Source organism: Carnobacterium sp. GW821-FHT04C06 (assembly GCF_059420345.1).
Genome location: NZ_JBWKTN010000001.1, coordinates 590078 through 606573, shown reverse-complemented (window position 1 = coordinate 606573; position 16496 = coordinate 590078). Strand labels below are relative to the sequence as shown.

Sequence of the window (16496 nt, the reverse complement as noted above, 5' to 3'; positions counted from 1 at the left end):
AGCAAAAGATAGCCCTTAAATGCCTAAGCATTTAAGGGCTATCTTTTTATTTTGTTGAAGAATCTTCTTCAGCAGCAGAGTCAGTTGCTGGTGGAACAAGCTCTGGTGCATCTGTTTTATATAAGTCAACAGTTGAAGTATTATTGTTTTTACTATATAAACTTGTTGATTCTTTCCCTAATTTTTTGGTAATTGCATCAATTTGTTCTTTTTGTTTTTTATAATTGTAATCTTCTGGCGAAACTGGTTTAAAGCCATCAGGTGTATAGAATCTCAATAAGTCACTATTGATAATGCTATCTGATAGATTTAATTGTTTTTCAACGCCTAATCTTATTTTTTCAACTTCATCAAGAACTTCTTGGGTAGGTTCTTCAATCAAGATTCCGGTTTTTGTTTCATAAATTTTTGAACCGATAACGGTATAATTAGTAGTAACAAAGTTTCCATTACGGAAAGTGACAGTTTGATCGTGACCGCTTGAAGTTAAATCAGTTCCAAATTGAATATAACTTTTAGCATCTACGCCTAGTAAGTTTAATAGGGTAGGTAATACATCAATTTGTCCTCCGAATTCTTCTTTGATTCCACCATTTGTTTGACCAGGAATGTGGAACATTAATGGGACGCGTTGTAACATTGCATTGTCGTAATCGTTCCATTCATTAGCATCTTTTCCTAATAATGGTGCCAGTGAAGGATTACGAGAATTTGAAATACCATAATGATCTCCATAAAGAACGAATACAGTATTGTCATATAAACCAGCTGCTTTTAAATAGTCAAACATTTCTTTAATAGACTGATCTAAATAATGAGCTGTCGCAAAGTAACCGTCAATCGTGCTATCACCTGTTGACGCTCTTGGAAAGCTAACATTCGCATCATCAAGAGGGTAAGGGAAGTGATTGGTTACTGTTAAGAATTTTGTGTAGAAGGGTTGTTGTAATTGTTCTAAATATTGAGCAGACTCTTGGAAAAGAAGTTTATCTTTTAAGCCATATTCCAAGGTATTTCCTTCAGAAGTATCATAATAACTTGCATCAAAGAAATAGTTGTATCCTAAAGATTTGTAGGTATCGTCACGGTTCCAGAAGGAGCCTACGTTTCCATGAAAAACGGCGCTTGTATAATTACCGTTGTCATGCAAAATTTTTGGAGCAGCTTGGAATGTGTTAGATGATCCTGCTTGAGTAAAAGCGGATCCTTGTGGCAAACCAAACAGTGAATTTTCTAGAATCGTTTCAGCATCACTTGTTTTTCCTTGTCCGACTTGATGGAAGAAATTTGGATAGCTACTTGTACTTTGGTCGTGGTAAAGGCTATTTAAGAAGGGCGTTACTTCATGTTCAACGCCGTTTTCATCTTTTAGCTTGTAATCAATCAAGAATTGTTGGAAGCTCTCTAAATGGATATAAACCACGTTACGTCCCTTAGCAGAACCAAATGTTTCTGGATTAGGCTCGGCACGATGTTCATTTAAATACTCTAAAACGTCATCCATATCTGAAACATCAGCATTGGCTTTAACTTGATTAGCTTGGGCTGTTTTAATTCCATCATAAACTGTAAAGACGTTTAACCCTAAATACTTGACGATATAGTTACGGTCAAATGTTCTTGTTAACAATTGAGGTCGATTGCTTTCGGCTAAACTTAAGTTGGCACTGAAAATAGCAATTGCTAACGCAGTTGTTGCAAATGCATAGCGTTTTTTAAAGGGTCTTGGATCAATTTTTACTTTTTTAGAAACAAGTAAAGCGATTAGAATAATAAAATCTAACCAATAGAAAGCATCTGAAAAATTGACTAAGGCAAAAGCACTTGAATTCAGTCCACCTGAAACACTCTTAACTCCTAACATCGTATTAACGGTTAAGAAGTCTGTAAATTCTCGATAATAAATGACATTGGCATAAATCAAAGCCGATGATAAGAAATAGAGAACAAATAATGCGATATAGGCGCTTCTGGGTTTTTTAAAGTACAGCGCAATTGAAAAGATAAACAGCGTTGTTGCGATTGGATTGATAATTAAGATGAACTGTTGTAGTGGTCCAGTAACTCCTAATGAAAAATCGGCTTGGTACCCATAATAAGTTTTAGCCCAGAAAAAAATCACACTTAAAGTGAAAAATCCTAAACGGGTATTTAATAAAGATTTTGTTTTATTCATAAAATTCAAAGTTGTTGTCCTCCTCTTAAAAAGCAGACAGTTTTTATGATTAGCACTAAAGCGTAGCGGGTAATCATCATTTTTGTGATGGATATTTGCCTGTTGCTTTAAAAATATATCACCTTTAATTTTACCGTTTCTCGATTTTAAAGTCAACTTTATAAAAAAATTGATTCATTTCGCAAAGTGAGTCTGTAAGAGGTTCAGACGCTAATTTAGGATTTTAATAAAAATTTAAACAAACTTTCCATGATTTTTCTTGTCTTTAAGTTATAATGAATATTGATTTATCACTAAAAGGGGGGATCCCAAAAAACGATGCTTTTCTTAAATGATTTATATGAATACACTGAGACGATTTTTGGGGACACAATCAATCATTTCCCATTAATTAAATTAATTTTTTATAGTTTAGATAAAACGCTGATTTACTTTTTAATTTGGTTAGCCCTTCGTTTTTTTTATTTGCTTTTGAAAAGAAAGAGTGGCCAAAAGAATTCGTTGCTTAAAGAGCTATTGCTTCATTTATTTGTTTTCTACTTTATTTTGTTATTTCAACTGACTGTTTTTCGTGGGGAGTACACGATAATGAATGTCTATGTTGAATGGCGGCCAATTAGTGAAGTTAACTGGGAACCATTTACAGAAACGTTTAAATTGACTAATGGGTCTTCTCAATTTGATTTCTTTTATAATCTGTATGGAAATATTTTTTGGTTTATTCCAATGGGTTTTTTCTTAGGAATGTTATTCAGGAAAAGACATCCATTTTTTAAAGTCTTACTGTTTGGTTTTTTATGCTCTCTTTCAATCGAAACGATGCAGTTTCTTTTTAGAACAGGGGTCGCGGACATTGACGATTTGATTTTTAATACAATTGGTACACTTATCGGATATTTACTTTATGAACTTATTTTTTCAATTAAGAGAATAGTCAGCAAGGGAGCAACGGATTAATCACTGGTTGCTTTTTTGCTGTGCTATAATAAAACTGACTTTAATGAAAAGAGATGACTCTACTATGGTAGAAAAAGCAAAAGCAGCAAGAACGATTTGGCAAAGAAATTTAAAAATACTTTGGATAGGGTGCTTCTTAGCTGGAATGGGTTTTAGTTTAGTAATGCCTTTTATGTCGTTATACATTGATACGTTAGGAGACTTTTCTCAAAAACAACTAAGCCTTTGGAGCGGGGTTACGTTTAGCTCGACTTTTTTAGTAACAGCAATCGTTTCACCTTATTGGGGACGGTTGGCTGATCGTAAAGGCCGCAAGTTAATGTTGCTACGTTCAGCTTTAGGGATGGCGATTGTCATCGGTTTGATGAGTTGTGTTACAAATGTTTATCAATTGATTGGGTTGCGCTTGCTACAAGGAGTTTTCTCAGGATTTATCTCAAATGCGACTGCATTAATTGCAACACAAGTTCCTAGAGAACAAAGTGGTAAAACATTAGGCACTTTAACGACTGGAAGTGTCACGGGAACGTTATTAGGTCCTTTTTTTGGTGGTGGGATTGCTGAATTGTTTGGATATCGAATTCCTTTTTTGTTGACAGGAATTTTATTGTTAGTGGTTTTCTTTTTATGTTTCTTTTTTGTGAAAGAAGCATTTCAGCCAGTCGAAAAAGGAACGGAGCTTTCTGGCAAGGAAGTATTGAAAAACCTAACGTATCCTCGAGTAATTGTAGGGATGTTTATTACAACGATGATGATTCAAGTAGCAGCTAATTCAATTAGTCCCATTTTAAGTTTATATATTAAAGAACTATTAGGAGCTAATCAAAACGTTGCATTTATTAGTGGCATTGTGGCATCGGTGCCAGGCATTGCTACATTAATTGCAGCGCCTCGGTTAGGAGCTTTAGGGGATCGAATCGGAAGTGAACGGATCTTAATGGCGGGTTTGATTGTATCGATTTGCCTGTTATTACCGATGGCTTTTGTTACAAATGTTTGGCAATTAGCTGTTTTACGTTTCTTTTTAGGGGTATCTGATGCTGCATTGATTCCGGCTGTTCAAGCTATTTTAACTAAAAATAGTCCTCATATTGTTGCTGGACGGATTTTTAGCTATAATCAGTCTTTTCAAGCGATGGGAAATGTGATGGGACCTTTGATTGGATCGATGATTTCAAGTAGTTTAGGTTTTAGAGGAGTTTTTATCATTACACCACTTTTTGTTCTATTTAATTTTATACTTGTCAGAAGAAATACGAAAAGTATTCATCAGCAATTACATTAAAAACAGCTTTTGCCAGCGGTTCTAGTTTATGGTATGCTTTGAAACGAGGATTTAAAAGTAGTCAGTATTTAATTTAAAGGAGATAATACAACGTGGAAAAAATAAAATTAAAGAAAGTCGCAACCAAGAGAGTGAAAGAGGGCTATCCGCTATTAGTTAAAGGGGATTTTCTTTCAGAGCCTAAGCTGAATGACGGTTCTTTTATAGAATTAGTCGATGATCAAAAACAATTTGTTGCGAGAGGCTATCTTGCTACTCAAAATAAAGGAGATGGCTGGGTTTTAACAACGAACCCTAAGGAGCTATTAGAGCAAAGTTTCTTTGAAGGTCTTTTTTTGAAAGCTGAAAAAGCAAGAAATACATTAAAACTTGATGAATCAACGACGGCTTTTCGCTTCTTTAATGGTGAAGGGGACGGTCTTGGCGGTTTAACAATTGACTATTACGCAGATTATTATGTTTTTTCTTGGTATAGTGAGGGAATTTATAAACATCATTCTGTGATTCTTAAAGCTTTTCAAGCGGTGATTAAAAACAGTCTTGGGATTTATCAAAAATTTCGTTACGATGTAAAAGGCAAAGAATACAGCAGTCATATTGCTGGTGAAATTGCACCAACGCCATTGATAATTCTTGAGAATGGGATTCAATATGCTACCTACCTTGATGATGGTTTGATGACGGGGATTTTCTTAGATCAAAGAGAGGTTCGAGAAACGATTCGAGAAAACTATTCAATGGGAAAAACAGTTTTAAATACATTTAGCTATACTGGTGCTTTTTCTGTGGCAGCAGCAATGGGAGGAGCAAGTGAAACAACGAGCGTTGATTTAGCTAACCGGAGTTTGCCTAAAACTAAAGAACAATTTGAAGTTAATGGAATTAGCGCTGATACACAACGGATTTTAGTAATGGACGTTTTTGATTATTTTAAATACGCATTGAAAAAAAACTTATCTTACGATACAGTGATTATTGATCCACCAAGTTTTGCTCGCTCAAAGAAGCGGACATTTAGCGTTGCCAAAGATTATCAAAAACTATTAGAAGAAGTCATTTCAATTACAAATCATAATGGTGTGATTGTGGCTTCAACTAATGCGGCTAATGTAACGATGGAAAAATTTGAAGGATTTATTCGTAAAGCGTTTGAAAACAGTCATGAAAAATATACCTTATTAGAAAAATATAGTTTACCAAGTGATTTTAAATTGAATCCACATTTTCCAGAAGGCGACTATTTGAAAGTATGTATTTTAAGAAAAAAATAGTTTAATAGAAAGTATTCCAGCAAAGAGGGAATGCTTTTTTGTTGCTATTTAGTTTAAAAATTTACTAAAATAGCTAGGTAAGGAGATGGAAAAAATGCAAACTAGTGAACTATTGATTCGCTCTCTTGAAAATATTAGTGTGATTTATTTTTTTATCTCAGTTATTTTCTATTTATTTGATGGCAAAGAAATCATTACCGTCTATTCTGCTTATTGGAAAAAACTATTATTTGGGATTTCCTTTGGAATGTTAGCTTTATTACTTACAGAAACAGCAATTAAAGAAGGAACAAGTGAGCTGTCTTACAGTCTGATTCCTATTTTTATTTGTTTTTATTTAGCAGGACCCTTTGCAGGTATGACAAGTTTTTTTGTTTTATCTGTTACCGATAGGGTAGCTTTTAGTTTTTTTAATGTTACCTACATGCTTGTGATTTTTATGTTTTTGATTGTTTTAAGAGTTTGGGAAAAAAGATCAGTTAAAGCTTTTTCAATCGTTCTTTTTATTCTTATTTTCTATTCTTTAGTGCTTATTTTCATATTTTATCCTACCGCAATTTGGAAGCCGAGTATTTGGATATTTGAATTATTTTGTTATCTATCTTCAGTAATTTGTTACTTTTTTATTAATAAACAACGGATTTATTTTCAAAGTCATTTAACTTTAGTGGATGAATCAAGGAAAGATTTTTTAACAGAGCTTTATAATCGTAATTACCTAGTTAAATTAATCAAACAAAGAGATGCCAAACAAAAACGCTACAGTATCTTATTGCTAGATATTGACCACTTTAAAAAAATTAATGATCACTACGGCCACGCTGCAGGCGACACTATTTTAATGCAATTTGCAGCACTCTTAATGCGAAAAACTAGTGGAAGGAATTCGCTTGTTTTTCGCTATGGTGGGGAAGAGTTTATTGTTTTAGTTGATGAAACAGACCGTGAAAAAATAACGAAATTAGCTGAAACTATTCGTGTGGCTGTGGAAACATATCCCTTCATTTTATCTGAAGAGAAAAAAATAGCGGTGACAACATCAATCGGAGTTTCGTTTAAGCTAAATGAAAAACAACGTTATCAAGAAATAATTAATCAAGCAGATGAAGCATTGTACAAAGGAAAGGCTCAAAATCGAAATCAAGTAGTTGTTTTTGATGAAAAGTAAGAAATACAAAAAGTTGCCTAAAAAACAAGATCTTGTTTTTTAGGCAACTTTTTTAGTTGATAGAGATTCCCGCTAGTGCTAAAGAATCTGTAATAATAGTTTTAGCGGCATGTGGATAAAAGTGTTCTTCCATATGTTGCACTAAATTTTTTGCTAACAGGGGTTGCTTTAATAACTGATAAATAGCTGGAATAATTTCTTCTTCAGTTTTAGTTACAATAGCCATACATTCTTTTTCAAATAATTGCGCATTTTCACTTTCTTGTCCTGGAACACCAGGAGTTAAAATTAAAGGCGTTTGAATGGCTAGGGCCTCTGATAAGGAAATACCTCCTGGTTTGGTAATCATAATATCGGCGTGACTCATTAATTTAGCCATTTCCGAAACAAATCCTTTGATTTCAATAGTAGGTTGATCTGCAAATTGTGTTGATAGAGAATCAAAAAGATTTTTATTATTGCCGCAAACAACAACAATGTTCAAATCCTCTTTTGATTGTAATTCTTCAAGGATATCAGCTAAATTTGTTAAAACACCGTATGCTCCTGCTGAAATCAAGAGATTTTTTTTGCTGGAAGGAGATGTCATTTTCTGTGCTTTTTCTTGATTTTCAAGATAAAACTGTTCTTTGATAGGAATACCAGAAATTGTAATGGTTTCTTTTGGAATGCCAGATTCGATCAGTTCTGTTTTCAAATGATCGCAAGAAACAAAAAAATGATCAATTTCTTTTGAGACCCAACGAGTATGCAAACAAAAATCAGTCAGTACATTGACAAAAGGAATGCGTTTGCCGACTTTTTTCTTATAGGCAGGAAAAACTTGCATTGGAAACGTGTTTATCACCAAATCAAAGTCGTTGTTTTTCATCAATTGATTTAAACGGATATAACCGTATGAATCAGTAAACTTATCAAAGCTGTGCTCTTTTAATTGATTGTCAAAATTATAGTACAGAAAGCCATAAAGATTGCGGTATCTAGTAAAGCTTTTAATATATAGATATTTTGTAACAGTAGTGACAATTGGGTGAGCTTCATAAAATAAGTCCGACGTGGTAATATCTTTGATACCAACTCGATGAAGTTCTTCAATTAGTGCTCTTGTTACTTCAAGATGCCCGTTTCCATAGCTACCTGTTAAAATGAGTATTTTTGGAGCTTTGTCCAAGTGACCATCCATCCTTTCTGTGTTCATTTTGATAGAGTATATCATAGTGATGCTTATTTTGTTAAGTTCAAAGGTGAAACAGGAATTTCAATACCTGCAGCTGTTAAGGCCACAATGTATTTTTGTAAAAATTCATTTTGAATTTGATATTGGCTGCCGTTTAGAGTGAAAATAACAATTCGCATCGCAAGCTGCCCATTTCCTAAATCAGTTAAGCCTAAATTAGTAGGTCCTTGAACGATTTCTTGGTGAAGTGGAACCAATTCTTCATTAACAGCTTCAATGATACTGGCAACTTTGTCAATATCAGGATTTGGCATCATATGAATATCGATTAATGCGCGCATATTGCCTCTAGATAAGTTGCTAACAATCGTGATGTTACGGTTTGGAATATAGTTTAACGTACCATTAACGCTTTTAACTTGCGTTGTTCTGAGTCCAACTGCTACTACATTGCCTTCAATTAAGTCTAATTTAACAAAGTCTCCAACATCTAGTTGTTTTTCTAAAATAATGAAAAAACCAGTAACAATGTCGCTAATAAAACCTTGTGCGCCAAGACCAATTGCAATTCCTACCACCCCAGCACCAGCGATTAACGTTGCAACAGGAACACCTAAAATTGACAGTAAAGCATAAGCATAGAAAAAAACCATCACATAGTGGAAAATATTTAATGATAAGGTATAAAGTGTGTTTGAACGGTTTTCTGAAACGTATTTTTTCTTCTTATAATTATTAAAGCTTTTATCAAGAAAAACTTTTCCCATTTTACGAAAGACAAAAAATAAAAAGGTAATAAAAACAAGTTGGATTGATTTATTGATAAGCAAGGCTAAAATGTTGTTCCAATCAATACTATGCCAATAATTAACAAATAGATTGGTACTTTTGGAAACTTTTTCAACCACGTCATTTGTGACAGAACTATCTACATCTTGATTCATAAAAAAACTCCTTTAAAAACTACTTAGTTTCATTCTATCAAAAATTAAGCGGAAAAGAAAAAAAATTAGTAGAAATTAAGAATAAACTAACGTTCTTAATAAAAATTATTGGAAACCCCTTTCGTATAATTTGAAGTGATAGTGAAAAAATGTTATTCTAATTAAGAAGATTAGTGACTATTTAGTTGATTTTTAGTAGCTTTTTACGAATACATATCAATTTAAATAGCATGAATACTATATTTAGATGGGAGTGAGGCATTAAGATGACAGGTGGAGAAATTGCAGCAATTATTGCAGCAGTTGCATTTGCCGTTTTAGTTGTGTTTATCGTGATGGCAGTGATGAAAATCACTAAAATTATGGAAGAAATTTCTAAAACAGTAAAAGAGGCAAACAACAGTATCGAAGTGATTACGAAAGATGTCGATAGTTTATCGATTGAAGTTGAAGGGCTATTGAATAAATCCAATGTTTTATTAGATGATGTCAACGGCAAATTAGGTATGACAGACCCTCTATTCCAAGCAATTGGTGATTTGGGTGTGACGGTTTCTGATTTAAACCAATCAAGTCGTAATTTAGCAGGGCATGTAACAGGCGCAACTAAGAAAACTGCGCAAGCTTCCGTTATTTCAAAAATTGGCCGTACGGCATGGTCAATGAATAAAAATCGTAAAGCTAAAAAAGTATCGAAACAATCACTATAAAAATGAAATGAGGAATGAAAGATGGCTAAAAAAGGTGGATTTTTACTAGGAACAATTATTGGTGGTACAGCTGCAGCAATTACTGCATTATTATTTGCACCAAAATCAGGAAAAGAATTACGTGGCGATATTAACGATAAAGCCAATGATTTTAAAGAAACTGCAAAAGACTATGCAGATATCGCTGTAGATAAGGGAACTGAAATTAGTCGTGTTGCAAAAGATGCTACAGAAGATATCAAAGTAAACTTAAAAGATACTGCGAATCAATTTGCAGATCAATTAAAACAAACATCTAAAGAAGTAGAATCAGATTTAGAAGATATTCATACTGAATTAGATAGCAACAAAGAAGAGTTGAAATCAGACTTAGAAGATACAAAAGATACAGCTGTAGCAGGAGCTAAAAATGTTGCAGATGAAGTGAAATCAGCAACTGATGATGTAAAAGGGGAAGCTAAAAAAACAGCTGAAACAGTGAAATCAGATGCGAAAGATGTTGCGAACGAAGCAAAAGACCAAGCAAAAGATGTAAAAGAAGACGTTAAAGCAACGATTAAAGATGCTAAAAAATAAACGCAAGTTAAAAACCGTTTGACCTCCATTTATTTGGAGGTCAAACGGTTTTTTTAGGTTATACACCAAAGGCATCGCTTAATTCTTTAAAAATATCATTTTCGTTTTGAATGACCCAAGCGTTTTTATCATCGGGATTTTCTTTTAGAGAAATAGATAGTTTTATAGGTTCTTTTGTTTCAGTATTTGCTTTAATTTTTTCTGAATAAATGTCAAAAGCTAATTGATTAATCACCTTTTGTGCATCTTCTTCAGACAAATCTTCTTTGATTAAATCGGGGTTAGCTGCTATCTTTTGGGAGATTTCTTCTTCAAGGTTATCTAAATTCAATTCTTTTAAGCCAGAAACAGTTACTTCAACAGTTGCTTTATCTGATTTTTCATGTAAAATTTTTGTCGAAAATTTAGTGTTTTTTTTCAAATTCGTTTGATAAACTTGATAAAGGTCATCTAGCTTCTTATCGTAGTCCGCGCCTAATTTGAACTGCTCTTTTAAAGAGGTAGTAAAGTTTTCTTTGTCTTCTTTTGCTAAGTCCATTTCTTTTTCAGCAAAAGCTTTTTGTAAAGTGTCGGTTTCTTCACTATAGATATAGGCTTTGATATAGCTTGAAATAGCATCTTCTGAATCAACTTTTTTTGTACAACCAGCTAACAAGGTTAAGCTGATACTCAATACAGCTAAAATGGGTAAAATTCTTTTTTTCATTTTTATAGGCTCCTATTACTATTAACGTCCATTACGGAAATAGTTTTTCTTTTCTTCTACAATATTTCTTCTTTCATCCTGGCTTAAGTTAGGATCACTTAGACGTTCTCCATACTCACGCCCTTTATTGCTGCGTTCTTGCCAATTGTTTTGACTGGCTCCCGTTGTTGCTTCTGGAGTAGCAGAACTAGCCGACGGTTCATTTGGTTCTACCGGAGTAGTTTGTTGAGTATTCACTGCTGCTTGTTGTTCTTGAGCGGCTTGCTCATTAGCGACTTGCTGGGCTTGTTCTTGGGTAGCGCGAGCTTCTTCTTCTGCTTTGACTAAAGTCTCTTCTTTGATGGCAATTTTTTCTTTGATTGTTTCTTTCACTTCAACATCGACTCTAGAAAGAACTTGATTAAGTTGTGTCATCATTTTTTCTCGTTTAATTTTGAAACGATTTTCAATCAAACTTGAAGTATCGGGTTTGGCAATAGCAGGAACTGAACATAGGCTTCCTCCAACAATCATTATTACAGCACCTGTTACTAATTTCTTTTTCATTAATAAAATCTCCTTTTCTTATTTAATTATCTTAATGTAAGATAATTTTCTCGATTGAAATAACGATTTTTATTCACATCATGAAGAATTCTCCAAGCTCTTAAGTTTTTGACTTCACCGACTTGATTTTTCATGTCAGAGTAGATTAAATGATGAAGGGCTTTTTGATTTTCTTTAGTTAGATGATTGATTTTAAATGTAACTTCAATTGTATTACCGGATGTTTTTAACTTCGTTTTTTGAATAGGTAAATCGGTTAATTCTTTAAAAGAAATTGTGGTGTAGTAATTTTCTTTTAATTGTCGTGCTAATTTTTTGCGATAGGGTAAGTTTAAAATTAAATGAGATTCACTAATGATAATGTCTTCAGCAAAGAGGTTCGTTTTGCCAATGTTAATAATTTCATCCACGATGACTTTTACAAATAAAGGCAATCTAGGACGTTCAATTGCAACGAAAACAACAATCGTTAATGCAAAAATATTATAAAGTAACCAATACGTGTTTAGATTAAAGAATGAAATCGCGTGTCCTGATTGATAGCTAGTTAGGGATAGTTTTACAAAAGCGATTAAACAAATAACCAATAATACAATTTGTGTTCGAATGATGCGCCAGTTAAAGTGGCTAGTGGTTTGCTTCAAACCTTTTTTTGTTACATGGAATTTTTTTCCTTTATCTGATTTAGCAAATACTTCTTTAAAAACTGCCCAAAACACTTGTGGAGCGGTGGATAATTCATAAATATGACTTAAGAATGAATGGTATTTTTTTCCTGCAATTGATTTAAACATTAGTTGTCCTGAAAGATAAGAAGGGACCCAAAATAAAAGTAAATCAGTAAAAGCAGCTTCAATACTATAAACATTGAATAAAATATAAAGAAGGGGACAAATAATATAAATTAATTTGTAGATTCCATAAAACCAATACAAAACACCATCGACATAAAATAATTTTTGGATAAAACTTAGTTCAGGTAGCTTGTTTAACTTGTACTTCTTAAATACTTGAATATTGCCACGTCCCCAACGATCTCGTTGTTTAATAAAATCTTCTAATGTTTCAGGAGAAATGCCTGATGCTAAAGCTTCATTTACAAAAACAGTCTTCCAACCATTATTTTGAATGATTAAACCAGTTGCCATATCTTCCGTAATTACACCAGTGCTAAAGCCACCGATTTCTTCTAGTGTCTTGCGACGAAAAAGAGCATTACTTCCAACATATAAAAGGGCATTGTATTGATCTTTTGCCGTTTGCAAAGAGCGCATAAAGAAGTCTTGTTCGTTATTAACTTCATTATGTAGAAATAAATTATTTTGAAAAATATCATAGTTGAAAAAGGTTTGGGGTGTTTGAACAAAACCCACATCTTCTTGATAAAAATACCCTAAGGTTCGCTTTAAAAAATTACGTTTTGGAACCATATCGGCATCTTGTGTGACAACAATTTCACCTGTTGTTTTAGTCAAAGCATGGTTTAGGTTACCTGCTTTTGCATGCTCGCTGCTGTCTCGATTAATGTAGCCAATATTGAATTCTTTAGCTAACATGGCTATATCATTGCGATTTCCATCATCACAAAGATAGATAGAAACAAGGTGTTTCGGGTAATCAATATTTTGACAACCTAAAATTGTGCGATTTAAAATTTCAGCATTTTCGTTATAAGTTGCAATTAAAATATCGACAGTTGGAAGTTTTTTAAGTCGCTTTAGACTACGAAATTTTCTGCGATAGGGGGACCAAAACAGTATAACTAAAACTAGGGATTGTAAAAACCCCATTATTTCAGCAAATAATAGTAACCCTCCAGAAAAACTACTAAAAATAGTAATAGTTGGGAAAGAATAAGCAATTCTCCAATAAAGATAGATGCCGTTCATTAAAACGTACCCAATCAATAAAAAACGTCTGAATTTTAAGTTGATTTTGGTTAAAATATAAAAAATACTTAGAAAAATAATACTAGGAATCGTGTAGTAATAGAATAATAGCTGATACATATTTTTTCCTTCCTTTTACAAAGTAATCGTTTTTAGATATGTTTTTAAGTCTTCTTTTAATTCTGGATGGTTTAATCCGTATTCAATATTGGTTTTTAAAAAGCCCATTTTATCTCCAACGTCGTAACGTGTCCCTTTAAATTCATAAGAGTAAACCTCCTCTTGTTTGTTCAAAGTAGCGATAGCGTCAGTTAATTGAATCTCATTGCCAACACCGGGTTCTTGTTTTTCTAATAGGTCAAAAATAGCTGGAGTTAACAAGTATCTGCCAATAATCGCTAAATTACTTGGTGCATCTTCGATAGCAGGTTTTTCAACTAAACCATTTACTTGGCATAATTGTTCAGAGGAATTTTCAATCGGACTAACTACGCCGTATTTTGAAATTTCTTCAAGAGGCATCGCCATCGTTGCAACAATAGAGCGACCTTTTTTTTCATAGGCATCCATTAATTGTTTTGTTAGTGGTTTGGTATCTGCCATCAGATCATCTCCAAGTAATACAACAAAGGGTTCATTTCCAATAAATGATTTTCCTTGTAAGATTGCATGTCCTAAGCCATTTGGATTTGTTTGACGAATAAAATGCAATTTAATACCGGTTGTATCCTCTACAAGTTTTAAAAGATCCGTTTTTCCTTTTTCTTTTAAAGTAGATTCTAATTCTGGATGAGAGTCAAAATAATCTTCAATACTACGTTTCCCTCGACCCGTAACGAGTAAAATTTCTTCGATTCCCGCTTCTTTTGCTTCTTCTATAATAAATTGAATCGTTGGTTTATCAATGATTGGAAGCATTTCTTTTGCAACTGATTTTGTAATCGGTAAAAATCGAGTGCCTAACCCTCCAACAGGGATAATCGCTTTTCTTACTTTGTTCATAAAATATTAACTCCATTCTGCTATTTTTCTGCTTATACTATTTATTGAATAGTAGTTGCTTTTTATAATATACATCAAAAAAAAATATTGTCAATAGAATAATACTGTTTTATGAATAGTAGTTGAAGTTTTATTGCTACTTAAAGGGATTATTGATATAATAATAGATATTGTCTTAAGGAGAAGTGTCTATGAGAGCCGCAACACAATTTAAAAAAGGCGCATTAGAGATGTGTGTCCTTTATTTATTAAAAAATGAAGATCGCTATGGGTATGATTTGACCCAAGTAGTTAATAAATACGTTCCGACAACCGAAGGTGCGCTTTATCCTGTCTTAAGACGATTAGTCAAAGAAGATTTTTGTATTTCCTATACAAAAGAATCATCAGGTGGGCCTTCAAGAAAATATTATCGTATAACCTCTAAGGGGGAAGACTATTTAGCGTCATTAATTGAAGATTGGGATATTTTTGTTCAAAATATAAAAAAAATGAGGGAGGATGAAGATAATGGACTTAACAAAAGAGTATTTTAAAGAACTGAAAAGTTATTTTTCAGAGGATGATTTAGAGAGTTACTATGAAATTAAAGAAGACCTAATGGATCACATCGAAGCGTGTAAAGAAGACGGACAGACGGTTGAAGAAGCGTTAAGTTCGTTAGCCTCTCCTAAAGAAGTAGCGGATGATTTTTTTGAGGATCGTCGCTTACAAACAGCAATGAATGCAGAAAAAGATGTTATTCCAAGTGAAGAAATCCAATCTGTTTTTTTAGGCACTCAAAAGAAAAAAATGAAGATTTTAGCGATGTCAATCTTCACTGTGGTTCGTATTTTTTTTATGTCTTTATTATTGTTCATGTTATTTTATTTTCTTGTTTATTTAGGAGAAGAAATGATTAATGAGAAGCATTTAGCAATTATACCTTTATCCTCTAGCTTAATGATTGTAGCGATTATTAGTTTAGGATTTAGAAAAAAACGGTTATTTAAAAAAATGCATTTAAGTGGTTGGACGTCAGTAGTGTTAGTTTTTTTAAGTTTGATTATAGTAGCAGGTGCTTTTTTAGCAGGAGATTTATTTTATCAAGGAATCAAAATTGAACAAGATTTAGTGATAAAAAATGAAAAAGATGTCAAACTTATAATGGATTCAGATGCAGATGTTGAAATTACGACATTAGAGGTTCCTAAAAACGAAGAATTCCGAATTTTTTTAAGCGGACGATTCAAAAAAAGTGAACTAACTAAAATCAATCATGCTATTAAAGGAAATAAATTTGATTTAAAAGTAGACAAACGTAATAAATTTGATTTTTTTACAAGAACAGGAAGCTCTGAAATGGTTGTTTTTATACCTGAAGGGACGAAACTTGATTCGCTTGATTTCAATTTAACGAAAGGTGAGTTACGAATTATTGATCTTCATGTTGATCATTTTAATTTAAATTTAGTTGATGGCGATTTATATGGTAAGAATATTACATCTAATAGAGGAGAAATTTATAGTGAGTTTGGAGAAGTTGTCATTGAGGACTCAAAAACAAATTTAAAGGTAGACAGTCAAAAAGGCAAAACCATTTTAACGATGATTACAGGAGATGTTGAGGCAAACATTGAAGATGGACTTTCCATTTTTAAAGACTTGACATCAAAAAAAGTGAATGTTAAAAGCAATTCTGGAAAATTTATATTAGAAGATTCTACTATTCAAAAACTAGTTGCCGTGTCAAATGATGGACAAAGTATTGTAAAAAGAACAAAAGGATCAGTCGATTTGAAAACGACAACAGGAAAAATGATTCTTCGATCTAACAATGGACCATTAAAAGTTGTAAATGATGAAGGGACGATTATATCCATTCAACACGATAATTTGAATGCAGACATTAAGAGTGAATCTGGCTTTATAAAATGGATCCAAGATAGTGATGCCGATATTCGCATTGTTGCAGTTTCTAAAACAGGTGATGTGACTAATGAATTTAATTCTAAAAAGAAAGCACCTTATAAAGTTAAATTAAAGTCTGATACAGGTATGATTCGAGTAATCAAAAAAGTAAATTAAGACGAAAAAAAGGAGTCGATTG

Annotated in this window: 15 protein-coding genes; 8 read left to right on the top strand and 7 right to left on the bottom strand. The window is 32.9% G+C overall.

Annotated elements, in window-relative coordinates:
- Positions 1–46: 46 nt before the first annotated feature.
- Complete coding sequence (locus AC07SW_RS02930) at positions 47–2176, bottom strand: LTA synthase family protein (RefSeq protein ID WP_193553849.1); 2130 nt, start codon at positions 2174–2176, stop codon at positions 47–49.
- 318 nt (positions 2177–2494) lie between these two features.
- On the opposite strand from AC07SW_RS02930, the gene AC07SW_RS02925 reads away from it, so the two are divergent.
- From AC07SW_RS02925 to AC07SW_RS02910, 4 genes are all read left to right on the top strand, one after another.
- Positions 2495–3133, top strand: coding sequence for a VanZ family protein (locus tag AC07SW_RS02925; RefSeq protein ID WP_135024209.1), 639 nt, complete (start codon positions 2495–2497; stop codon positions 3131–3133).
- A gap of 64 nt (positions 3134–3197) precedes the next feature.
- On the top strand, positions 3198–4418 hold the full coding sequence (locus AC07SW_RS02920; protein WP_494632203.1) for a multidrug efflux MFS transporter: 1221 nt from the start codon (positions 3198–3200) through the stop codon (positions 4416–4418).
- Between the two features lie 92 nt (positions 4419–4510).
- The gene (locus AC07SW_RS02915) at positions 4511–5689 is read left to right on the top strand and encodes a class I SAM-dependent rRNA methyltransferase (RefSeq protein WP_494632202.1); all 1179 of its coding nucleotides are present in this window, start codon (positions 4511–4513) and stop codon (positions 5687–5689) included.
- 94 nt (positions 5690–5783) lie between these two features.
- Positions 5784–6857, top strand: coding sequence for a GGDEF domain-containing protein (locus AC07SW_RS02910; RefSeq protein WP_463684337.1), 1074 nt, complete (start codon positions 5784–5786; stop codon positions 6855–6857).
- A gap of 52 nt (positions 6858–6909) precedes the next feature.
- Here AC07SW_RS02910 and AC07SW_RS02905 read toward each other — a convergent pair whose 3' ends face one another.
- Complete coding sequence (locus AC07SW_RS02905; RefSeq protein ID WP_238328339.1) at positions 6910–8028, bottom strand: MGDG synthase family glycosyltransferase; 1119 nt, start codon at positions 8026–8028, stop codon at positions 6910–6912.
- A 53-nt stretch (positions 8029–8081) separates the two neighbouring features.
- The gene (locus tag AC07SW_RS02900; protein ID WP_034568786.1) at positions 8082–8978 is read right to left on the bottom strand and encodes a mechanosensitive ion channel family protein; all 897 of its coding nucleotides are present in this window, start codon (positions 8976–8978) and stop codon (positions 8082–8084) included.
- 266 nt (positions 8979–9244) lie between these two features.
- Here AC07SW_RS02900 and AC07SW_RS02895 point away from each other — a divergent pair, with 266 nt between their 5' ends.
- Positions 9245–9688, top strand: a complete 444-nt coding sequence (locus AC07SW_RS02895) for a DUF948 domain-containing protein (RefSeq protein ID WP_034568787.1) — start codon at positions 9245–9247, stop codon at positions 9686–9688.
- 21 nt (positions 9689–9709) lie between these two features.
- The gene (locus tag AC07SW_RS02890) at positions 9710–10264 is read left to right on the top strand and encodes a YtxH domain-containing protein (RefSeq protein WP_034568790.1); all 555 of its coding nucleotides are present in this window, start codon (positions 9710–9712) and stop codon (positions 10262–10264) included.
- Positions 10265–10322: 58 nt separating this feature from the next.
- Here AC07SW_RS02890 and AC07SW_RS02885 read toward each other — a convergent pair whose 3' ends face one another.
- From AC07SW_RS02885 to galU, 4 genes are read right to left on the bottom strand one after another with little or no spacing between them, the layout of a single operon-like run.
- Entirely contained in the window at positions 10323–10970 is a 648-nt protein-coding gene (locus AC07SW_RS02885; RefSeq protein WP_034568794.1) for a DUF5105 domain-containing protein, read from the bottom strand.
- A 21-nt stretch (positions 10971–10991) separates the two neighbouring features.
- On the bottom strand, positions 10992–11516 hold the full coding sequence (locus AC07SW_RS02880; RefSeq protein WP_135024194.1) for a hypothetical protein: 525 nt from the start codon (positions 11514–11516) through the stop codon (positions 10992–10994).
- A gap of 26 nt (positions 11517–11542) precedes the next feature.
- Positions 11543–13525, bottom strand: a complete 1983-nt coding sequence (locus AC07SW_RS02875; RefSeq protein WP_119908288.1) for a glycosyltransferase family 2 protein — start codon at positions 13523–13525, stop codon at positions 11543–11545.
- Positions 13526–13540: 15 nt separating this feature from the next.
- Entirely contained in the window at positions 13541–14407 is an 867-nt protein-coding gene (gene galU, locus AC07SW_RS02870; RefSeq protein ID WP_034568797.1) for a UTP--glucose-1-phosphate uridylyltransferase GalU, read from the bottom strand.
- Positions 14408–14598: 191 nt separating this feature from the next.
- Between galU and AC07SW_RS02865 the strand changes: the two genes are divergently transcribed.
- Both AC07SW_RS02865 and AC07SW_RS02860 read left to right on the top strand, forming a co-directional pair.
- Entirely contained in the window at positions 14599–14943 is a 345-nt protein-coding gene (locus AC07SW_RS02865; RefSeq protein WP_034568800.1) for a PadR family transcriptional regulator, read from the top strand.
- Positions 14918–16474 carry a DUF4097 family beta strand repeat-containing protein gene (locus AC07SW_RS02860; protein WP_494632199.1) on the top strand — a complete coding sequence of 519 codons (1557 nt, stop codon included), beginning with the start codon at positions 14918–14920 and terminating at the stop codon, positions 16472–16474. Before AC07SW_RS02865 ends, AC07SW_RS02860 begins: the two co-directional genes overlap by 26 nt.
- The last annotated feature ends 22 nt before the right edge of the window (positions 16475–16496 follow it).

Coding starts and splice junctions, on each gene's coding strand:
- AC07SW_RS02930 (WP_193553849.1), bottom strand. CDS start 2,176: ATGAATAAAACAAAATCTTTATTAAATACCCGTTTAGGATTTTTCACT.
- AC07SW_RS02925 (WP_135024209.1), top strand. CDS start 2,495: ATGCTTTTCTTAAATGATTTATATGAATACACTGAGACGATTTTTGGG.
- AC07SW_RS02920 (WP_494632203.1), top strand. CDS start 3,198: ATGGTAGAAAAAGCAAAAGCAGCAAGAACGATTTGGCAAAGAAATTTA.
- AC07SW_RS02910 (WP_463684337.1), top strand. CDS start 5,784: ATGCAAACTAGTGAACTATTGATTCGCTCTCTTGAAAATATTAGTGTG.
- AC07SW_RS02900 (WP_034568786.1), bottom strand. CDS start 8,978: ATGAATCAAGATGTAGATAGTTCTGTCACAAATGACGTGGTTGAAAAA.
- AC07SW_RS02895 (WP_034568787.1), top strand. CDS start 9,245: ATGACAGGTGGAGAAATTGCAGCAATTATTGCAGCAGTTGCATTTGCC.
- AC07SW_RS02890 (WP_034568790.1), top strand. CDS start 9,710: ATGGCTAAAAAAGGTGGATTTTTACTAGGAACAATTATTGGTGGTACA.
- AC07SW_RS02885 (WP_034568794.1), bottom strand. CDS start 10,970: ATGAAAAAAAGAATTTTACCCATTTTAGCTGTATTGAGTATCAGCTTA.
- AC07SW_RS02880 (WP_135024194.1), bottom strand. CDS start 11,516: ATGAAAAAGAAATTAGTAACAGGTGCTGTAATAATGATTGTTGGAGGA.
- AC07SW_RS02875 (WP_119908288.1), bottom strand. CDS start 13,525: ATGTATCAGCTATTATTCTATTACTACACGATTCCTAGTATTATTTTT.
- galU (WP_034568797.1), bottom strand. CDS start 14,407: ATGAACAAAGTAAGAAAAGCGATTATCCCTGTTGGAGGGTTAGGCACT.
- AC07SW_RS02865 (WP_034568800.1), top strand. CDS start 14,599: ATGAGAGCCGCAACACAATTTAAAAAAGGCGCATTAGAGATGTGTGTC.
- AC07SW_RS02860 (WP_494632199.1), top strand. CDS start 14,918: ATGGACTTAACAAAAGAGTATTTTAAAGAACTGAAAAGTTATTTTTCA.